At 65.1% G+C, this 20434-nt stretch carries 16 protein-coding genes; 10 read left to right on the top strand and 6 right to left on the bottom strand.

The features are described 5' to 3' along the window. Positions 1 to 158 precede the first annotated feature (158 nt). Together IVA92_RS21225 and alkB are read left to right on the top strand one after the other, a co-directional pair. Complete coding sequence (locus IVA92_RS21225; RefSeq protein ID WP_247278932.1) at positions 159 to 905, top strand: 2OG-Fe(II) oxygenase; 747 nt, start codon at positions 159 to 161, stop codon at positions 903 to 905. Between the two features lie 9 nt (positions 906 to 914). After that, positions 915 to 1568, top strand: coding sequence for a DNA oxidative demethylase AlkB (gene alkB, locus IVA92_RS21220; protein WP_247278931.1), 654 nt, complete (start codon positions 915 to 917; stop codon positions 1566 to 1568). Between the two features lie 122 nt (positions 1569 to 1690). Here the strand turns inward: alkB and IVA92_RS21215 are convergent, their stop codons facing one another. From IVA92_RS21215 to hpaH, 6 genes are all read right to left on the bottom strand, one after another. After that, on the bottom strand, positions 1691 to 3319 hold the full coding sequence (locus tag IVA92_RS21215) for a thiamine pyrophosphate-dependent enzyme (RefSeq protein ID WP_247278930.1): 1629 nt from the start codon (positions 3317 to 3319) through the stop codon (positions 1691 to 1693). Positions 3320 to 3344: 25 nt separating this feature from the next. Further along, a complete protein-coding gene (locus IVA92_RS21210; RefSeq protein WP_247278929.1) occupies positions 3345 to 4214 on the bottom strand; it encodes a fumarylacetoacetate hydrolase family protein in 870 nt (289 codons plus the stop codon). Continuing rightward, the gene (gene hpaD, locus IVA92_RS21205) at positions 4214 to 5197 is read right to left on the bottom strand and encodes a 3,4-dihydroxyphenylacetate 2,3-dioxygenase (RefSeq protein ID WP_247278928.1); all 984 of its coding nucleotides are present in this window, start codon (positions 5195 to 5197) and stop codon (positions 4214 to 4216) included. The genes IVA92_RS21210 and hpaD overlap by 1 nt, the downstream gene beginning before the upstream one ends. A gap of 128 nt (positions 5198 to 5325) precedes the next feature. After that, positions 5326 to 6864 carry a 5-carboxymethyl-2-hydroxymuconate semialdehyde dehydrogenase gene (gene hpaE / locus IVA92_RS21200; protein WP_247278927.1) on the bottom strand — a complete coding sequence of 513 codons (1539 nt, stop codon included), beginning with the start codon at positions 6862 to 6864 and terminating at the stop codon, positions 5326 to 5328. Then, positions 6857 to 7255 carry a 5-carboxymethyl-2-hydroxymuconate Delta-isomerase gene (locus IVA92_RS21195; RefSeq protein WP_247278926.1) on the bottom strand — a complete coding sequence of 133 codons (399 nt, stop codon included), beginning with the start codon at positions 7253 to 7255 and terminating at the stop codon, positions 6857 to 6859. Before IVA92_RS21195 ends, hpaE begins: the two co-directional genes overlap by 8 nt. A 33-nt stretch (positions 7256 to 7288) precedes the next feature. Further along, the gene (hpaH, locus tag IVA92_RS21190; RefSeq protein ID WP_247278925.1) at positions 7289 to 8095 is read right to left on the bottom strand and encodes a 2-oxo-hept-4-ene-1,7-dioate hydratase; all 807 of its coding nucleotides are present in this window, start codon (positions 8093 to 8095) and stop codon (positions 7289 to 7291) included. Between the two features lie 111 nt (positions 8096 to 8206). Between hpaH and hpaR the strand changes: the two genes are divergently transcribed. From hpaR to IVA92_RS21150, 8 genes are all read left to right on the top strand, one after another. Then, entirely contained in the window at positions 8207 to 8725 is a 519-nt protein-coding gene (hpaR, locus tag IVA92_RS21185) for a homoprotocatechuate degradation operon regulator HpaR (protein WP_247278924.1), read from the top strand. A 118-nt stretch (positions 8726 to 8843) separates the two neighbouring features. Beyond that, positions 8844 to 9929: a malate/lactate/ureidoglycolate dehydrogenase gene (locus tag IVA92_RS21180; RefSeq protein WP_247278923.1), complete on the top strand. Its 1086-nt coding sequence runs from the start codon at positions 8844 to 8846 to the stop codon at positions 9927 to 9929. 115 nt (positions 9930 to 10044) lie between these two features. Next, positions 10045 to 10821 (top strand): aldolase/citrate lyase family protein, encoded by a 777-nt coding sequence (locus IVA92_RS21175; protein ID WP_247278922.1) that lies wholly within the window; start codon positions 10045 to 10047, stop codon positions 10819 to 10821. A 211-nt stretch (positions 10822 to 11032) separates the two neighbouring features. Further along, the gene (locus IVA92_RS21170; RefSeq protein WP_247278921.1) at positions 11033 to 12556 is read left to right on the top strand and encodes an altronate dehydratase family protein; all 1524 of its coding nucleotides are present in this window, start codon (positions 11033 to 11035) and stop codon (positions 12554 to 12556) included. Positions 12557 to 12660: 104 nt separating this feature from the next. Beyond that, on the top strand, positions 12661 to 15936 hold the full coding sequence (locus IVA92_RS21165; protein WP_247278920.1) for a transglutaminase family protein: 3276 nt from the start codon (positions 12661 to 12663) through the stop codon (positions 15934 to 15936). Positions 15937 to 15963: 27 nt separating this feature from the next. Further along, positions 15964 to 18489 carry a circularly permuted type 2 ATP-grasp protein gene (locus tag IVA92_RS21160; RefSeq protein ID WP_247278919.1) on the top strand — a complete coding sequence of 842 codons (2526 nt, stop codon included), beginning with the start codon at positions 15964 to 15966 and terminating at the stop codon, positions 18487 to 18489. Continuing rightward, positions 18486 to 19364 (top strand): transglutaminase family protein, encoded by an 879-nt coding sequence (locus IVA92_RS21155; protein WP_247278918.1) that lies wholly within the window; start codon positions 18486 to 18488, stop codon positions 19362 to 19364. Before IVA92_RS21160 ends, IVA92_RS21155 begins: the two co-directional genes overlap by 4 nt. Before the next feature lie 216 nt (positions 19365 to 19580). After that, positions 19581 to 20408, top strand: coding sequence for an HD domain-containing protein (locus tag IVA92_RS21150; protein ID WP_247278917.1), 828 nt, complete (start codon positions 19581 to 19583; stop codon positions 20406 to 20408). The last annotated feature ends 26 nt before the right edge of the window (positions 20409 to 20434 follow it).

Here is a 20434-nt window from a genome sequence, read left to right as displayed (position 1 = left end):
ACCCCATCAGGCCTTGGCAGGACAAACTCCCAAGGCCTTCGCCGCTACCAAGACCACCGCGATCCAATCAGCGAATTATTGAACATCGACAGCAATGACGGGGAGATAGTCGGGAATCGGGTGGCGGCGGGTAGGGCAGTCTTGCGAAAGTCCTGGCCATGACAGCAACCGCACGCAAATCACCCCAGAAGCCATCCGCTGACCCTTCCGCCCAGGTCAACGCCCTCGACTGGCCGCAAATCACCGCCGAACTCGACGCCCAGGGTTGCGCTGTCCTGAAAGGCCTGCTGACGCCGGAGCAATGCCGTAGCATCGCCGCGCTCTATCCAGACGACACGCACTTCCGCAGCCGCATCGTCATGGGGCGCCACGGCTTTGGCCGCGGCGAATACAAGTACTTCTCTTATCCGCTCCCCGACCTGATTGCGCAATTGCGCCCCGTGCTTTATGCGCAGCTTCAGGGCGTCGCCAATCGCTGGAACGAGGCGATGGGGATCGACATCCGCTATCCCGCCGCGCATGCGGCGTTCCTCAAGCGCTGCCACGAAGCAGGCCAGAGCCGGCCGACGCCGCTGCTGCTGCAATATGAGGCCGGCGACTACAATTGCCTGCACCAGGATCTCTATGGTGAGCATGTGTTCCCGATCCAGGTCGCGATTCTGCTGTCAGAGCCGGGGCGCGACTTCACCGGCGGCGAATTCGTGCTGACCGAGCAGCGGCCGCGCATGCAGTCGCGCGCCGAGGTGGTGCCGCTGGCGCAGGGCGACGCCGTCGCCTTCGCCGTGCATCACCGCCCGGTGCAGGGGACACGCGGGACATACCGGGTTAACCTGCGTCACGGCGTCAGCCGGATTCGCTCCGGCCAGGGCCACACGCTGGGTGTGATCTTTCATGATGCCAAATGAGTGAGGCGATTGACTGCGGATTTGTTCGATAGCGTCGCCGAGGCGCAGCCATTGCGCGAGGAGATCGCTGACGGCGCCGTGCTGCTGCGCGGCTTCGTCACGCCGATCGAGAGCGAGTTGATCGAAGCCGTGCGCGCCATCGTGGCGCAATCGCCGTTTCGGCGCATGACCACGCCCGGCGGCTATCAGATGTCGGTGGCGATGACCAATTGCGGCGAGCGCGGCTGGATCACCGATCACACCGGCTATCGCTATGATCCAATCGATCCGCGAAACGGCGAGCATTGGCCGGCGATGCCGGCAGTATTCCGTGATCTCGCCCGCCGCGCGGCGGAGCAGGGCGGCTTCAAAGACTTCGCGCCCGATGCCTGCCTCGTCAACCGCTACGAGCCCGGCACGCGGCTGTCGCTGCATCAGGACAAGGACGAGCTCGACTATTCGGCCCCGATTGTCTCGGTCTCGCTCGGCCTGCCCGCAACCTTCCTGTTCGGTGGCTTGGCGCGCAGCGACAAGCCGCGCCGCTTCCGCCTCGTCCATGGTGACGTCGTGGTCTGGGGCGGGACTAGCAGGCTCGCTTATCACGGCGTCGCGCCGCTCGCCGACGGCGAGCATGCTCTGCTCGGCCGGAAGCGAATCAATTTGACGTTTCGACAAACACGCTAGTCCATCCCCTCATCCTGAGGAGCTTGCGAAGCAAGCGTCTCGAAGGATGGAGGCCCGAGCCGCCGCAGCGGGGGACCTCGTGGTTCGAGACGGCGCTTCGCGCCTCCTCACCATGAGGACAACTACGGCTTCGGCGGGTGAATGAACGCCCAGGGACTGACTTCGGAGTCCCGCGTCACTTCCACCGAGATCAGATACGGCCCGCCATGGGCGAGCGCCTTCTCCATCGCCGCCTTGAACTGGTCCGGCGCGGTGACGCGCGCAGCGGCAACGCCGAAGGATTCCGCGAGCTTGACGAAATCCGGATTGACGAGATCCGAAGCCACCACGCGGCCGTCAAACCGCTCGCGCTGGTCGCGGCGGACATTGCCGTAGGCGTTGTTGTTGAACACCAGCGTCACCACGCCGATGTTGAACTGCACGGCGGTCGAGAGCTCCTGCACGCCGAACATGAAGCCGCCGTCGCCGGTGATGGCGACGACGGGTTTGTCAGGGTTCGCGACCTTGGCGCCAAGCGCAGTCGGAAAGCCCGAGCCGAGCGTGCCCTGATAGCCTGACGTGATGAAGGTGCGCGGCTGATAGACCGGAAAGCCGTACCAGGAGGCGAAGCCGAACTGCGACAATTCATCTGTCACGATCGCATTCGCCGGCAGCACCTCGCGCAGGATGTTGAGATACGCCATCTGCGGCTGGATGCGCTGGATTTCCTGTTGCGCGGTTGCGGCGGCCTCGCGGATGTCTCCCCGCCGGCTGCGGCTTCTCGCATAGCCGGCCTTCTTCACGGCGGTGACGAGATCGGCCGTGCCAGCCTTGGCATCGGCGACGATGGCGGTATCGAAGGCGAGCCGCCGCATCTCGGCCGGATCGATATCGATCCGAATGGATTTCAGTCCCTTCGGCTGATAGGGCCAGCGAAAGCCAGAGGCCGGCAGCTCCGCGCGGGTGCCGATTGCGATCATCAAATCAGTGTTCGGCCACAGCTTATAGGCAGCAGCCATGGTGAGTCCGAGTTCGTGCGCATTGGAGACGATGCCGCGGCCGCTGCGAAAGGCAACGACGGGCGCATCGATCATCTCGGCGAGCTCGAGGATCTCCTCGCGCGCCTCGATCGCGCCGCTGCCGACGAAGATCATCGGCGCCTTGCTGGTCTTGATCAGCGCGGCGGCCTGCTTGATCAGGTCAGGATCAGGCAGCGGCGCGGGCAGCGGCTCCAGCATCTGTGCGGCGGCGGTTTCGGCGCGCTGGGTGAAGACGTCCCACGGCATCTCGACAGACGCAGGCCCACGCCGCCCCGACATCATCTCCTGAAAGGCGCGCGCGACGACCGTCGGCGCATTGCCGGGATATTCGATACGGTCTGCCCATTTCACATAAGTGCGCAGGGTCGCGAGCTGGTCCGGCATCTCGTGGAGATGGCCGCGACCCTTGCCCAAAAATGGCGTCGGCACCTGGCCGGTGACGCAGAGCACCGGCTCGTTGCAGCCGAACGCGGTGAGCAACGCCGCGCTGGCGTTGAGCACGCCGGGGCCAGGCACCACGCTGAACACGCCGGGCTTGCCGCTGGAGCGCGCATAGCCGAACGCCATGTAGCCGCAGGCCTGCTCGTGCCGCGCGCCGATCACCTTGAGCTGGGCTTGGTGGAAGGCATCGAACAGGCCGTAGACCTGCGCGCCGGGCAGGCCGAACACGGTGTCGACGCCGTGGGCGACGAGGCCGCTTACGATCGCTTCGCCGCCGGTGAGAGTGGTCATGGTGCTATTCCACTTCGATGGTTGATCAGGCTTCGTCGACGACGCCGTTGCGCAAGAGCCCGATGCCTTCTGCTTCGACCTCGACGATATCGCCCGGCCTCAGGTAGCGCGGCGGATCGAACCGCGCGCCGGCGCCGGTCGGCGTGCCGGTGACGATGATGTCGCCGGGGACGAGGGTGGCAAAGGTCGAGATATAGTTGATGAGGTAGCGGAACGGGAACATCAAGCGGCTGGTGCGATCGTCCTGCCTGAGCTCACCGTTGACATGCGTGGTGAGGCGAATGTCGGCGATCTGGGATTCCGTTGTATAGGGCACGAGCCATGGCCCGAGGCTGCCGCTGGAATCAAAGTTCTTGCCCTGCGTGACGTTGAACTTGGCATGACGCAGCCAGTCGCGCACCGAGCCTTCGTTGCAGAGTGTGAGCGCGGCGATGTGATCGAGCGCTGCGCTCTCCGCAATGTGCCGGCCTTCCTTGCCGATCACCAGCACGATCTCGCCTTCATAGTCGAGCTGTGCGGAGGCGCGCGGCCGCACCAGCGGCGTGCCATGGCCGACGAAGGAGCGTGGGCTCCGCATGAACATGCTCGGGTATTTCGGCGCGTCCTGGCCATCCTTGTACTCGGCGTTGCGATCGGGATAGTTGACGCCGATGCAGATGATCTTTTCCGGCGCGGGCACTGGCGGCAGAAAGGTGATCTCGCGGAGGGGATGATCCGGCGAGCGGCCTGCGGCTTCCTCGGCAAGGCTCGTCAGCTTCCCGGCCGCGATCACCTCGCGCAGCGTCGGAAAATCCTTGGCGTGGCGCGCGGAGAGATCGACCACGCCGCGATCGACGGCCGCGCCGTAGCGCGTTGCCCCCTCGACGGAATAGGTGGCGAGGCGAGGGAGTGTCATCAGTCTGCCACCAGCACGTCGGCCACGAATTTCGGCTCGCGCACGGCCTGGCCAGTGAAGGGCGAGCCCTGCTCGAACCAGGAGCGCGGCGCGGGGGCACCCCACAGCGTCTGCCGGCGCGGATCGCGCAGCGACCAGCGCAGCGGCTCGTGGTCGTGATCGCCCGTGAAGTAATCGCTGGTGTAGAGCTCGAGCCGGTGGCCGTCAGGGTCGCGCACATAAAGGAAGAACGCATTCGAGATGCCGTGGCGTCCGGGGCCGCGCTCGATGTTCTTCACGAAGCCCTGGGAGGCCATGACGTCGCAGAGATGGATGATGTTCATCGCCGTCGGCGTCCAATAGGCGAAGTGGTGCAGGCGAGGGCCCTTGCCGTTGGTGATGGCGAAGTCGTGGACGTTGCCCTTGCGATGCATCCAGGCTGCGGCGATACGTCCGTTCGGTCCGTCCTCCTCGGCATATTCGGTCAGCCGGAAGCCGAGCCGGGCGTAGAAATCGACGGTGTCCTGCACCTCGGCGGCGAAGACGTTGAAATGGTCCAGCCGCTGCGGGTGGCAGCCTCTGTAGAGATCGTAGCGGCGCAAGAGGTGTGGCCGGCGGTCCATCGCTGCATAGAGCTCGATCTGGAAGCCGAAGGGGTCCGTGAATTGCAGAGTGCGGCCCTGGAACGGCTGGTCCGCGAAGCCGTAGGCGAGACCGTTCTCGGAGAGGAATGCGGCCGCCTTGTCGAGATCCTTGTCGTTGCCGACCTTGAAGCCGAGCCGCGCGCAGGCGGGCGCTGCGGCCTTGCGCAGGACGAGCGAGTGATGCTGATGCTCTTCAGCTCCGCGCAAATAAACGACATTGTCGTCGGCGTCCTCGACATGCAGGCCAACAATGGTCTCGTAGAACTCGCGGCTCAGTTTCAGATCGGTGACGTCGAGCACGACATGGCTGGAGCGAATGATGTTGAACGGCGGCTCGAAGACGTGTTGCGGTATGGGCATTTGCGTTTCCCCTTGTATCAGTCATCCGGGGGGGCGGCTCGTTGAGCCGAACCCGGAATCTCGAGGTTCTCAGGTGCGCAATTGCGCACCATAGTTCGTGCTTCGCACGCCCCAAAACGACGGTTTTCCTAGATTCCCAGCTTCTGAATCTTGTGCGTGCCCCGCGCCAGCGAGACGTGCTTGGTTTCCATGTAGAAATCGAACGAATAGTCGCCGCCGTCGCGGCCGATGCCTGAGGCCTTCATGCCGCCGAACGGCGTCGGCAGGTGGCGGACGTTTTCCGAGTTCAGCCAGATCATGCCGGCCTCCAGCGCGTCCGCGACACGCAGGGCGCGGCCCATGTCGTTGGTCCAGACATAGCCGGTGAGGCCATAGCGAATGTCGTTGGCGATCTCGATCGCGTCCGCCTCGTCACGGAACGGCAACACGGTCAGGAAGGGGCCGAACACCTCCTCCTGCGCCACCCGCATCTTGCCATGCGCACCGGTCACCAGCGTCGGCTCGACGTAATGTCCGCCGCCGAGGCCGTCACAGGGCTTGCCGCCGACCGCGATCGTCGCGCCGTCCTGGCGCGCGACGTCGAAATAAGAGCAAACCTTTGCGAGGTGACGCTCGTGGATCAGCGGCCCGATCTCGGTTGCGGGATCGAGGGGGTGGCCGACCTTCAGCGCCTTCACGCGCGCGGTCAGCTTCTCCACGAATGTCTCGGCGATGCTCTGCTGAATCAGCAGGCGGCTGGAGGAGGTGCAGCGCTCGCCATTGAGCGAGTAGATCATGAACACCACCGCATCGAGCGCGCGGTCGAGATCGGCGTCATCGAACACGATCACGGGGTTCTTGCCGCCGAGCTCGAAATGCACGCGCTTCAAGGTCGGCGCGCCCTGGATCATGATCGCCGAGCCCGTCGCACTCTCGCCGACGAAGCCGATCGCCTTGATGGCGGGATGTTCGGTCAACGCCTTGCCGGCCTCTTCACCAAAGCCGTGCACGGTGTTGAGCACGCCATCGGGAATGCCGGCTTCCTTGACGAGCTTCGCCAGAATGGAGGCCGTCACCGGCGACCACTCGGCCGGCTTGTGCACGACGGTACAGCCGGCTGCCAGGGCAGGGGCGATCTTCCAGGTCGAGAGCATGAACGGCGTGTTCCACGGCGTGATCACGCCGACCGGGCCGATCGGCACGCGCGTCGAGACATTCCAGTGCTCGTCGCTCGGCGTGTTGAGGCCGTCGCGCGCCTCGGCGCATTTGTCGGCGAAGAACCGAAAGTTCTCGGCGGCGCGGATGGCGGCCTTGGCCATGAAGCGATAGGCTTGGCCGGTGTCGATGCATTCGAGCACCGCGATGTCATCGGCATTGTCCTCGATCGCGTCGGCGACCCGATGCAGCAGCTTGCGCCGCATAGCCGGGCCCATGTCGCGCCAGGATTTGAAGGCCAGCGCGGCAGCAGTGGCCGCACGATCGATGTCCTCGGCATTGCCGCGGGCGACGCTCGCGAGCGTCGCGCCATCGACCGGCGACTTGGTCTCGAAGGTCTCGCCAGAGATCGATGGCTCGATCTTGCCGTCGATGATGTGACCGATGCCGTCCGCGCGGAGCTTTTTCAGCAGCGGTGCGAGGCGGTCGCGGTTGGCCTGGAACACGTCGGCTTTTGGCGCGGGCTTATCCATTTGCGGCCTCCACTTTCAGGGCGTCGTGGATGTTGTTGCGCTTCCAGCTCGTGTCCTTGTCGTTGATCTGCATGTCGAACGACAAGGCGAACTTGCTGGCAGCGAAGACGGGGTCGAGATGTTTTGAGAGCGCCTGGAATACGTGCTCGCCGGCTTTCTGGCGCGTCTTGAGATCGCGGCCCTCGCCGATGCGCAATACCATGTCGAGAAAGCCGTAGTCCTGCCGCGCGTCCGCGATCGCGTAATGCTCGCACCTGACGGCGCGAACGCGGATGCCGCCGAGCGGGAAGATGCCGGTCTCGACCGCTGCCTTGCGCACGACTTCGCATACCAGGCCCATGTCGAGGCGGCCATCGAGATTGGCGGAATATTCGATGGTGAAATGCGGCATCGCGGTTTCACTCCCTGTCTTCTTATTGTCCGTCTAAGCGAAGTAGCAGCTCACCGAGCCGTAGGCGCCATAATCGGCCTGAATTGTGTCGCCCTTGCGGGTCTCGATCGGGCGGATGAAGGAGCCGGCGAGCACGACCTGTCCGGGCTCCAGCGCATGGCCGAGCGGTGCGATCTTGTTCGCGAGCCAGGCCACGGCGGTTGCGGGATGGTTGAGCACGCCGGCGGCAAGTCCGGTTTCCTCGAGCTGGCCGTTCCGGAAACACAGCGCGCCGATCCAGCGTAAATCGGCGTCCAGCGGCCGTATCGGCCGCCCGCCGAGCACGATGCCGGCATTCGCCGCGTTGTCGGCGATGGTGTCGAAAATCTTCCGCGTCGCTTTGGTCCTCGGATCGACCCGCTCGATGCGCGTGTCCAAAATCTCCAGCGCCGGCACCACGAAGTCGGTGGCGTTCAGCACGTCGAACATCGTGCAGCCGGGTCCTGAAAGGCGCTTGCTCATGACGAAGGCGAGCTCCGCCTCGACGCGCGTCGCGATGAAGCGCTCCGTCGGGACGGGGCCGCCATCAGCAAAGAACATGTCGTCGAGCAGCACGCCGGAATCCGGCTCGTCGATATCGAGCGCGCTCTGCATCGCCTTCGAGGTCAGGCCAATCTTGTGGCCTTTGACGATCCGCCCCTCGGCGATCTTGACGTCGACCCAAGCCTTCTGAATCGCGTAGGCGTCAGCGATGGTGATCCCAGGAAAATCCTGCGAGAGCTGCCGGATCTGCGTGCGAGTCTTCTCCGCCTGGTGCAGACGCCTCGCGCAAGCTTGGATATCGTCGTTGGAAAGCGCCATTTGTGATCTTACAAATCGGGGTGCCCGGAGATACTTAACATGTTAAATGAATGCGTCAAACACAATTCGCGCTTGCTGCATTGCGAAGATTTTGCAGCTTGAAAGGGTATCATGACGAAGAAACCCGCCGATCCCGCCGGCGAAAACGCGCCTGCCGCGCGGCAGGTGCCGATGCGCGACTTCTCGCGTTCACTGCCGATGTCGCTGCTGCGGGCACGCGAGGCGGTGATGCGGCAATTCCGCCCCTCACTGCGCGAGCACGGCTTGACCGAGCAGCAATGGCGCATCCTGCGCGCGCTGGCCGGCATCGAGGCGGCCGAGGTCACGGAACTCGCGCGCACGGCGTTCCTGCTCGGGCCGAGCCTGTCACGCATCCTGCGCGACCTCGAAGCGCGCAATCTGATCGAGCGCAAGACCGCCAAGGCGGACCAGCGCCGCAGCATGGTCTCGATCTCGAAAGAAGGCGTGAAGCTGATGGCCTCCGTGGCGCCGACGTCGGAGGCGATCTATGCCGAGATCACGCGACGCTTTGGCGCACGCAAACTCGTCGAGTTGCAGGACATGCTTGGCGAGCTCGAACAGAGTCTCGCAGGGCTCGGCAGCGGCGAGGGGGCAAGTGCCGAGGAGTGAAAGCTGATATGCGCGAGGGCGCGGTGCGAGCCATGGACATGGCCGCGTTTTTTCGCTCAAAGTGCCGCCCAAGCCGATCGCTGCAAAATCGGCAGCGGGTAGAGGTAAGCAGACCGTCATGGTCACCATTCAAGTCCAGAGGCTGATCGACTTCGTCAGCGAGGTCTTTGCGCATGCGCAGTCCTCGCCGGAGGAAGCCAGGCGCATCGCCACCTACCTCACAACAGCGAACCTGACCGGCCATGACAGTCACGGCGTGATCCGCGTGCCCGTCTACATCCGTTGGCAGAAATCCGGCGCGGTCGTGCCCAACCAGAACGCGGAAGTGGTGCTGGACACGCCCTCGCTCGCGGTGGTCGACGGCAAGTTCGGCTACGGCCAGACCGTGACGCCGCAGGCGGTTCGGATCGGCCTCGACAAGTGCAAGAAGGCGGGGCTTGCCGCGGTCGCGCTGCGCAACGCCGGCCATATCGGCCGTGTCGGCGACTGGGCCGAGATGGCTGCCGCCGAAGGGCTGATCTCGGTGCACTTCGTCAATGCGGCGGGCTCGCTGCTGGTTGCGCCGTTCGGCGGCGTCGAGAAGCGGCTGTCGACTGCGCCATATTGCGTCGGCATCCCCCGCGCGGGTCAGGATCCGATCGTGCTGGACTTCGCGACCTCGGTCGTCGCCGAAGGAAAGGTGCTGGTCGCAAGCCGTGGCGGCAAAAAGCTGCCGAAAGGCGCGCTGGTCGATTCCGACGGCAGCCTGAGCGAGGACCCAGTCGTGCTCTACGGCCCCTACACGCCGGCGGGACCGCGCGATCATACCAAGGGCACAGGCGCCATCCGTGCCTTCGGCGAGCACAAGGGATCGGGGCTCGCCTTCATATGCGAGCTCTTGGGCGGTGCGCTGACTGGAACCGGGGCCACATCGGGCGGGCGGCGCTTTGCCAACGGCATGCTGGCGTTCTATGTCGATCCGAAGGTGGTCGATACCTCCAACCTTTTCGACGACGAAGTCTCGCGCTATGTCGATTTCATACGCGCCACCAAGCCGATGGCCGACGTCGATCGGGTGCTGATTCCCGGCGATCCCGAGCGGAAAATCCGCGCGGAACGCACGAAAAACGGCATCCCCTTGCCGGATGACACCTGGGCGGCAATAGTGAACACGGCCCGCGAGGTCGGCGTCAGCGAAGTCAGCATCCAGAGGGCGACCGCATAGGTCTTGCGCCATTGCGAGCGTAGCGCGGCGATCCAGTTCGCGGTAACAGCGGGGTTGTGCTGTCGCGGCGCTCGTCATGGTGACGAAGGTTCAAACAACAAAGAAGGAAGGCAACGTGGCGAACAAGGTCAAGGAAATCTGGAAGTCGGGCAAGGCCGTGGTCAACGCGTGGCTCGCTATACCCTCTGGCTTCTCGGCCGAGATGGTCGCGCAATGCGGCTTCGACAGCGTCACCGTCGACATGCAGCATGGCGTGCAGGACTATCTGTCAATGGTCCAGTGCTTCCAGGCCATGGACAAGCATCCGATCACCCCGATGGTCCGCGTGCCCTGGAACGAGCCCGGCATCATCGGCAAGGTGCTCGACGGCGGCGCCTATGGCGTGATCTGCCCGATGGTCAATACGCCGCAGGAAGCCCGGAACCTGGTCTCCTATTCGAAATATCCGCCGAAGGGCGTGCGCTCCAACGGTCCGATCCGCGCCGGCATGTACGGCACCGCAGGCTCCTACCAGAAGACGGCCAACGACGAGATCGTGCTGCTGCCGATGATGGAGACCAGGACCGCGGTCGAGAACATGGAAGCGATCCTCGACGTCGAGGGCATCGACGGCGTCTATATCGGCCCGTCCGACCTCGGCTTCTCCTACGGCCTCGAGCCCAAGCTCGACCGCAGCGAGCCGGAGATCCTCGCGATCTACGAGAAGATCATCAAGGAGTGCGGCAAGCGCGGCCTCAACCCGGGCATCCATTGCAGCGGCGCCGAAGGCGCAGCGCGCGCCATCAATATGGGCTTCAAGCTGGTGACGTTGTCGAACGAGGTCGGTCTGATGACGACCTACGCCAAGATGCAGGTGAATGCGACCCGCAAGGAATCAGGCGGGAAGGCGTGATCTAGCGTGTCCCGGACGCGGTGCAGCGACAAAAGCGCGTTTACGCGCGTCTTTGACCGCTATGGCGATGCACCGCAGAGCCGCGACCCAGTTGCTGCGCAAGGCTGGCGTGACAAGGCTGACGTGACAATGGGCCCGGGATCAGCAGTGCATCCTTTCACGCTGCGCTGCGTCCGGCGCACGATATTTTGAAGACCCAAGGAGACCTCCCATGACCATTAGCCCCGTCATCCGCCTGCATCCCGATGATGGCGTGCTGATCGCGCGCGCGAGCCTGCCGCCCGGCACAATGGTCGCCGACGGCGTGATCACGGTCGATCGCATTCCCTCCGGCCACAAGGTCGCGATCAAGCCGATCGCATGGGGAGAGCCAATCAAGCGCTACGGCCAGATCATCGGCTTTGCCACGGTGCCGATCGCGCCGGGCCAGCACGTCCACACGCAGAATTGCGGCATGGGCGATTTCGCCAAGGACTATGCCTATTGCGCCGACGTCAAGCCGACGCCGAATTTCGACCTGCCGGCGACCTTCGAGGGCATCCGCCGTCCGGACGGCCGCGTCGCCACGCGCAACTATATCGGCATCCTCACCTCGGTGAATTGCAGCGCGCATGTCGCCAGTCTCGTTGCCGACGTCTTCAAGAAGAATCCCTTCACCGGCGACAACCCGCTGGCCGATTTCCCCAACGTCGACGGCGTGGTCGCGCTGACCCACAAGACCGGCTGCGGCATGACGCAGAACGAGCCGCTGGCGCTGCTCCGCCGCACGCTTGGTGGCTATGCGCGGCACGTCAATTTCTCTCACGTCATCGTGCTCGGCCTCGGTTGCGAGGTGAACCAGATCGGCGGCCTGATGGAAGAGCAGAAGCTCGCCGGCCGCCTGCGTGCGATGGACATCCAGGAGGTCGGCGGCACGCGCAAGACGGTGGAGGCGGGCATCGCCTTCGTGCGCGAGGCGCTCGCCGATGCCAACAAGGTCAGGCGCGAATCCGTGCCGGCAAGCGAGCTCACCGTGGCCCTGCAATGCGGCGGCTCGGACGGCTATTCCGGTGTATCAGCCAATCCCGCGCTCGGTGCTGCCAGCGACCTCGTCGTCCGTCACGGCGGCACCGTGATCCTGTCGGAAACGCCGGAGACCTATGGCGCCGAGCATCTGCTGACGCGCCGCGCCGTCAGCCGCGAGGTCGGCGAGAAGCTGGTCGACCTCATGCGCTGGTGGGACGAATACACCGCGCGCGAAGGCGCTGAGATGAACGCCAATCCAAGCCCCGGCAACAAGGCCGGCGGCCTCACCACCATCCTGGAAAAATCGCTCGGCGCAATGGCGAAGGCCGGCACCACCAATCTCGTCGAGGTGCTGCGCTACGCCGAGCCCGTCACCAAGAAGGGTTTTGTCTTTATGGACACGCCCGGCTACGACCCGGTTGCAGCGACCGGCCAGGTCGCAGGCGGCGCCAATCTCGTCTGCTTCACGACCGGGCGCGGCAGTGTGTTCGGCTGCAAGCCGGCGCCGTCGATCAAGCTCGCCACCAACACGCCCATGTACAAGCGCATGGAAGAGGACATGGACGTCAATTGCGGCACCATCCTCGAAGGCGAGGAGAGCGTCGAGCAGTGCGGCCAGCGCATCTTCGATCTCATCCTCAAGACGGCCTCGGGACAGCCGACCAAGAGCGAGAGTTTTGACTTTGGCGGCGCCGAGTTCGCGCCGTGGGTGTTAGGGGCGACGATGTAGTAAACCTGCAGCCTGCGCCATAGGCACGGTCTGCACGTTGTTAGTGCTTGATCGCGCTCACATCAGGTGTTCTGCTCAAAAAAGCTGCTGGAGCACCGCACCCCGTGTCGATCTACGTCGCACTACACCACGTCACGCACTACAAATACGACCGCCCGATCGATCTCGGCCCGCAGACCATCCGGTTGCGGCCGGCGCCGCATACTCGCACGCCGATCCTGAGCTATTCGCTCAAGGTCACGCCATCCAATCATTTCGTAAACTGGCAACAGGACCCGCAGGGCAATTGGCTCGCGCGCTACGTCTTCCCGGAGAAGACGACCGAGCTGAAATTCGAGGTCGATTTTACGGCGCAGATGACCGTGGTCAATCCGTTCGACTTCTTCGTCGAGCCTTATGCCGACAGCTTTCCGTTCGACTATCCGAAGGACCTGAAGACGGAGCTTGCGCCCTATCTCGAGACCATCAAGCCCGATCGCTTGTTTGCGCAATATCTCGATGCGATCCCGCAGGAAGCGCCGAACACCGTCAACTTCCTGGTCGATCTCAATCGGGAGCTCCAGAAGAAGATCCGGTACGTCATCCGCATGGAGCCGGGCGTGCAGTCTCCGGAGGAGACGCTCAGTTCCGGCGCCGGCTCGTGCCGCGATTCCGCCTGGCTCTTGATCCAGACCTTCCGCCATCTCGGGCTCGCCGCCCGTTTCGTCTCCGGCTATCTCGTCCAGATCCGTCCCGACATCGATCCGATCGAGGGGCCGCCGGAGGTTGAGAACGATTTCACCGATCTGCACGCCTGGGCCGAGGTCTACCTTCCGGGCGCGGGCTGGATCGGGTTCGACGCGACCTCCGGCATGCTCGCGGGCGAGGGGCACATCCCGGTTGCCGCAACACCGCATTATCGCTCGGCCGCGCCGATCTCCGGTGGCGCCGGCTTTGCCGAGGTCGAGTTCGCATTCGACATGAGCGTGAAGCGCATTCGCGAGGCGCCGCGCATCACAAAACCGTTCTCTGACGAAGCCTGGGCGCGGCTCAACGATCTCGGCGAGCAGGTCGACGGCGAACTTGCCGCCCACGACGTGCGGCTCACCATGGGCGGCGAGCCGACCTTCGTCTCGGTCGATGATCTTGAAGCGGCGGAATGGAACATCGACGCCGTCGGTCCGACCAAGCGCGCCGTTGCCGACGATCTGATCCGCCGCCTGCGCGTGCGGTTCGCGCCCGGCGGCCTGCTGCACTTCGGCCAGGGCAAATGGTATCCTGGCGAGACCCTGCCGCGCTGGGCGTTTGGCCTGTATTGGCGCAAGGACGGCGTGCCGATCTGGAAGAATGCGGATCTCATCGCCAGGATCGAGAACCCGGGGCGCGCTAACGTCAAGGACGCCGAGGCCTTCATGGAGGGCACGGTCGCACGGCTCGGCCTCGATCCCGGCTACATCATGCCGGCCTATGAAGATCCCGCCTATTGGTTGCAGAAGGAGGGGGAGCTTCCGATCAACGTCGATCCCTCGGATTCCAAGCTGTCCGATCCGGAAGCGCGCGCCCGAATGGCGCGGGTGTTCGACGAGGGGCTGAATACGCCAAAGGGCTTCGTGCTGCCGGTGCAGCGCTGGAACGCGGACGCGCCGCGCTGGCGCAGCGAGCGCTGGAAGCTGCGTCGCAAGCATCTGTTCTTGATGCCCGGCGATTCCCCGCTCGGCCTGCGATTGCCGCTCAGCGCGCTCGAATATATTCCGCCCGATCGCTATCCCTATATCGTCGAGCAGGATCCGATGGAGCCGCGCACCAAGCTGCCGGTGTTCGAGCGCATGCCACGCCTGCAATCGCCGCCGCCGCGACTGGCGCCGGACCGTCCCGACGCAGCGGAGCCGGTACGCACCGCGATGTCGATCGAAGTCCGCGACGGCGTGCTCTGCGCCTTCTTGCCGCCGGTCGAGCGCATCGAGGATTATCTGGAGCTGGTCGCGGCCCTCGAAGCCACGGCCGAGGAGATGCAGCTCCAGGTTCATGTCGAGGGTTATCCGCCGCCGTTCGATCCGCGCATCGACGTCATCAAGGTGACGCCTGACCCTGGCGTAATCGAGGTCAACGTCCAGCCGGCAAAGAATTGGCGTGAGGCTGTCGACATCACCGTCGGGCTCTATGAGGATGCCGCCAAGATCCGTCTCGGCGCCAACCGTTTCCTGATCGACGGCCGCCACACCGGCACCGGCGGCGGCAATCACGTCGTGGTCGGCGGCTCGTCACCGCAGGACTCGCCGTTCCTGCGGCGGCCCGATCTCTTGAAGAGCCTCGTGCTGTACTGGCAGCGGCATCCGTCGCTGTCCTATTTCTTCTCCGGCCTCTTCATCGGCCCGACCAGCCAGGCGCCGCGTATCGACGAGGCGCGCCACGACAGCATCTACGAGCTCGAGGTCGCGCTGTCGCATGTGCCGCCGCCCGGCACCCAGACGCCGCTGTGGCTGGTGGATCGCCTGTTCCGGCATCTGCTGGTCGACATCACCGGCAACACCCACCGTGCCGAGATCTGCATCGACAAGCTCTATTCGCCGGAAGGTTCGACCGGGCGCCTCGGCCTGGTCGAATTCCGCGCGCTCGAAATGCCGCCTGATCCGCGCATGTCGCTGGCTCAGCAGCTCCTGATCCGCGCGCTGATCGCAAGGTTCTGGCGCGAGCCGCTGACAGGCAAGTTCGTGCGCTGGGGCACCGCGCTGCATGACCGCTACATGCTGCCGCGTTTCATCTGGGAGGATTTTCATGACGTGCTCACCGAGCTGAAGCAGTTCGGTTATTCCTTCGAGCCGGAATGGTATCTGGCCCAGCTCGAATTCCGCTTCCCCGGCTTCGGCCGGGTCCATCATGGCGGCGTGACACTGGAGCTGCGCCAGGCGCTGGAGCCCTGGCACGTGCTCGGCGAGGAGGGCTCGGCCGGCGGCACGGTGCGCTATGTGGACTCATCGGTCGAGCGGCTTCAGGTTAAGGCCGAGGGATTCGTCGAGGGTCGCCACATTGTCACCTGCAACGGCCGCCGCCTGCCGATGACATCGACCGGCCGCTCGACGGAAGCCGTGGCCGGCGTCCGCTTCAAGGCCTGGCAGCCGGCCTCCGGCCTGCACCCGACCATTCCGGTCCATGCGCCGCTGACCTTCGACCTGATCGACACCTGGAACGGCCGCTCGCTGGGCGGCTGCGTCTACCACGTCGCCCATCCCGGCGGACGCAACTACGATACCAAGCCCGTCAACACCTATGAAGCCGAGGCGCGGCGGCTGGCGCGCTTCCAGGACCACGGCCATACCCCTGGGCCAATACAGCCGCCGCCCGAGGAACGCACAAATGAGTTTCCGCTGACCCTCGACTTGCGGACCCCGCTCCTGCAATGAGTATGATGGTGGGGCAGGGAGAGGCGCATGGCCGAGGGCGCAGCCGAGCAGGACGACCAGGCGGGCAGGGCGCAAGGACTGCGTGAAGGCCAGCGCCGCCTTGCGCAATGGGTCCGCGATTATAGCCGCCTGCCTGGCATCCCCGACGAGTTCCTGGGACCCGACGGCGCCCCGCGGGCGGTCTGGAGCCGCTTCTTCGATGCCTTCGGCGCGCTCGCGCCCGACGAGGTCGAGCGTCGCTTTGGCATGGCCGACCGCCATCTCCGCGAGGCCGGCGTCACCTACCGCGCCCCAGGCGACAGTGCCGACCGGCCGTGGTCGATCAGCCATCTGCCGCTCCTGATCGACGAGGCCGACTGGAAGCAGCTCTCCGCTGGCATCACCCAGCGCGCCGAATTGCTCGAGCTCGTGCTGCGCGACATCTATGGCGAGGGGCGCCTCATCGCCGAGGGCGCACTGCCCGCGGCTGCGATCGCCGGCAGTCCCGAATATCTCCGCCCCGTCTGCGGCGTGCCGCCGCCCGGCGGGCGCTACCTCTCGATCTATGCCGCCGATGTCGGCCGCGGTCCTGACGGCCGCTGGTGGGTGCTTGGCGACCGCACGCAGGCGCCGTCGGGGGCCGGCTATGCGCTGGAGAACCGCCTGGTGCTCTCGCGCGCCTTCTCCGATCTCTACAAGTCGATGAATGTGCCGCGCGTCGCGCCGTTCTTCGAGGCGTTCCGCGATAGCCTGCGCGCGCGTGCCGACCGCGACGAGCCGCGGATCGGCGTGCTCACGCCGGGCAGCTTCAGCGAGACCTATTTCGAGCATGCGACGCTGGCGCGCTATCTCGGCTTCCTCCTGGTTGAGGGCGACGATCTCGCGGTCAGCGACAACCGCGTTCACATCCGCACCGTCGCCGGCCTGAAGCGGCTCGACGTGCTCTTGCGCCGCGTCGATTCCAACTCGCTCGACCCGCTCGAGCTCGACGCGTCCTCGCATCTCGGCGTGCCGGGGCTGATCGACGTGCTGCGCAAGGACGGCGTCGTCATCGCCAACATGCCGGGCTCGGGCGTGCCGGAAGCACGGGCGCTGCTCGGCTTCCTGCCGGCGCTGAGCCGCCGCCTGCTCGGCGAGGAGCTGAAGATGCCGCACATCGCGACCTGGTGGTGCGGCCAGCGCGCGGCGCGCGACGAGGTGCTGGCGCGGCTCGACGAGGTCGCGATCGAGGGTGCCTACCGACGAGGCGTTCCCGGCTTCGACAGCACGGGACCGGTGCTCGCGAGCGAGTTGGATGCGAGCGAGCGCCAGCGCCTGGTCGATGCGATCACCGCGCGCGGCATGGACTATGTCGGTCAGGAGGTGGTGCGGCTCTCGACCATGCCGGTGTGGGAGCAGGGCCAGCTCACGCCGCGGCCGTTCGTGCTGCGCGTGTTCGCAGCCGCCACGCCCGATGGCTGGGCCATCATGCCCGGCGGCTTCTGCCGGATCGCCGAGCAGGCCGACGCGCGCGCGGTATCGATGGGCGACGGTGCCCGCGCCGCCGACGTCTGGGTCGTCTCGGACAAGCAGGTCTCGACCGCGACGCTGCTGCCGGCGACCGACAAGGTGCGCATCCGCCGCATCGCCGGCGTGCTGCCGAGCCGCGCCGCCGACAATCTGTTCTGGCTCGGCCGCTATCTGGAACGCGCCGAGGCGACGCTGCGCCTGGTGCGCGCGTTGGGATCGCCGAGCGGGCCCAACAAGGGCAGCTCGGCTACGATGCAGTCGATTGAACGGATCCAGCGCCTGCTGGTCGCATGGGGCGCGGTCTCGCAAATCTCGCGCGCGGCGCCTGGACCTATCGTCGCCGAAGCGCTGCAGAGCCCGGAGCGTTTCGGCTCGTCGCTGTCGCTGGTCCGCGCGGCGCAGCGCACGGCGACCTCGTTGCGCGAGCGCCTCTCGCCTGATGCCTGGCAGGTCATCACCGAGATGGCCGAGCGCCTCGCCCACGAGGTCGAGGACGACGACAGCGTCTTGAGCGCGGCCGAGCTCACTTTGCAGGAGCTCGCGAGCTTTGCAGGCCTCGCGCAGGAGAACATGAACCGCGCCGCCGGCTGGCGCTTTCTCGACATCGGCCGCCGCGTCGAGCGCGCCGTCAACACCACGCGCTTCACGCGTCAATTCGCCTATGACGAGGCCGGCGACGAGGATCTCGACATCCTGCTGACGCTGGTGGATTGCCAGATCACCTACCGCTCGCGCTATCTGCTGGCGCCGGTCCTGGCGCCGGTACGCGACCTCGCCGTGCTCGATCCCTACAATCCGCGTTCGGTGGCGTTCCAGGTGACGACGCTCAACGAGCACATCGCCGCGCTGCCGAGCCTGAAGGAGCACGGCCTGATCGAGAAGCCGCAGCGGCTTGCAGTGGCGATGCAGGCGATGCTCGCGACCGCGGAGGCCGAGAAGCTCGAGGTCAAGACGCTGTTCGCGCTGGAGCAGGATCTGCTCAGCCTCGCGGAGGCGATCGGGCAGCACTATTTCCCGCACGGCCCCAATGCCAGCCGGCCGGAAAAGTTGACGGGGCTGGCGTGATCTACGACATCCGTCACGTCACGACTTACGAATATGAGAGTCCGGTCAGCTTCGCCCGCTGCACGCTGCGGCTGGAGCCGAACAGCGGCAATGGCCAGGAACTGATCTCACACCACGTCGAGATCCGTCCGCGTCCGGCCGAGCGCAATCTCCGCCGCGATTTCTTTGGCACGCTCACCGAGAGCGTGGTGATCGAAGCTGCGCACCGCAACTTGCGGATCGATTCTCGATCACGTGTGTCCGTCTCGCGACAGCCGCCAGCGCGTGATGCGGAAAGCCCGGCCTGGGAAAGCATTCGCGACATTGCCTTCGAGGCGACGAGCCTCGGGCCGTCCTCGCCAGTCGGCTATGTCTTTGCGAGCCCGCTGGTGCCGGTGTTGCATCCGCTCAGCGCCTACGCGGCGATGAGCTTTGCGCCCGGCGCCGGCATCCTCAAAGGTGCAGCCAATCTCATGCACCGCATCCGCAGCGATTTTCGCTACGACCCAAAGGCGACGGTGATCTCGACGCCGCTCGGCGAGGTCTTCGACAAGCGTCACGGCGTCTGCCAGGATTTTGCTCATGTGATGATCGCAGGGTTGCGCGGGCTCGGCCTGCCTGCAGCCTATGTCAGCGGTTATCTGCGTACCGTTCCGCTGGCGGGCCAGCCGCGTCTGCAAGGTGCCGACGCCACCCACGCTTGGGTGTCGCTGTGGTGCGGGCCGGAGCTCGGCTGGGTCGATTTCGATCCCACCAACGATCTCCTGGTCGCAAATGACCATATCGTGCTCGCGGTCGGGCGCGATTTTTCCGACGTGTCGCCGGTCGACGGCATCATCGTCGGCTCGCCGAAGCAGAAACTCGGCGTCGCCGTGGATGTGCTGCTGGTGGAATGACCGCAATCTTGCGGTTTGGACGGAAGCGACCCTAAGATGTATCGCGCCGCAACTGCAACTGAGATATGACGCAGCGCAACGGCAACATATTTTCGTGTTTTCGTGCCGGGATTTGGTCAGTCGGCCCAAGATGGGCTATGCTCGCTCGTGCGTCGAGGACAAGAATGAGGCGTCGGGAGTTGGTATGGAACACCAGCGACAGACGGGGCTGCATCCATGATGACGTTACCGAGACTGGCGGCCGAGACCCTCGAGAAGATGCTGGGCTCGTTCATGCGTCGCCGGTACGACGAGACCTCTGCCAGGATGCTGGAAGGCTCGACGCGCACCGCGATGGAATGCATCGGCAACAGCGACGCGCTGTATCACAACATCGAGCATACGATGCTGGTGACTCTGGCCGCCCAGGCGATCCTCATGGGACGTAATCTCCATGCGCATCTTGCCGCGGAGGACTACCTCCATATCCTGATCGCCTGCCTTGCGCACGATATCGGCTATGTTCGCGGCCTGTTTCCTGAGGATGACGAAGACGGTTTCATCATCGACGAGGCGGGAACCAAGGTGTCGCTGCCGCGGGGCGCGTCGGATGCCAGTCTGATGATGTATCACGTTGATCGCTCCAAACTCTTTGTGCGGCGGCGGCTGCCGCCGATCCGCGGCCTCGACTCTGAGCGTGTCGCGCGCGCCATCGAGGGCACGCGGTTTCCTGCCCGCGAGGGCCAGGACTATGACAAGGACGCCTCGATCCTGCGCGCCGCCGATTTCATCGGCCAGCTCGGCGATCCCAACTATCTGCGCAAGGCCAACGCGCTCTATTACGAGTTCGAGGAGGTCGGCATCAACCGCCAGCTCGGCTACGACTCGCCCGCCGACATCGTCAACCGCTACCCACAGTTCTACTGGAACAGCGTCGCGCCGCACATCCAGACCGAGATCGGCTATCTCAACAAGACCGAGATCGGCCGGCAGTGGATCGCCAATCTTTACAGCAACGTGTTCCGCGCCGAACGCGACATCTCGCTGTCCGGTCCGCAGAAATGAGATCGAGCTCGAAGCTCGGATGAGCG

Origin of the sequence: Bradyrhizobium sp. 154 (assembly GCF_023073875.1) — a bacterium.
GTDB lineage: Bacteria > Pseudomonadota > Alphaproteobacteria > Rhizobiales > Xanthobacteraceae > Bradyrhizobium.
Note: the sequence above shows the minus strand (reverse complement) of the source record. Positions and strands in the feature narration are given on the sequence as shown.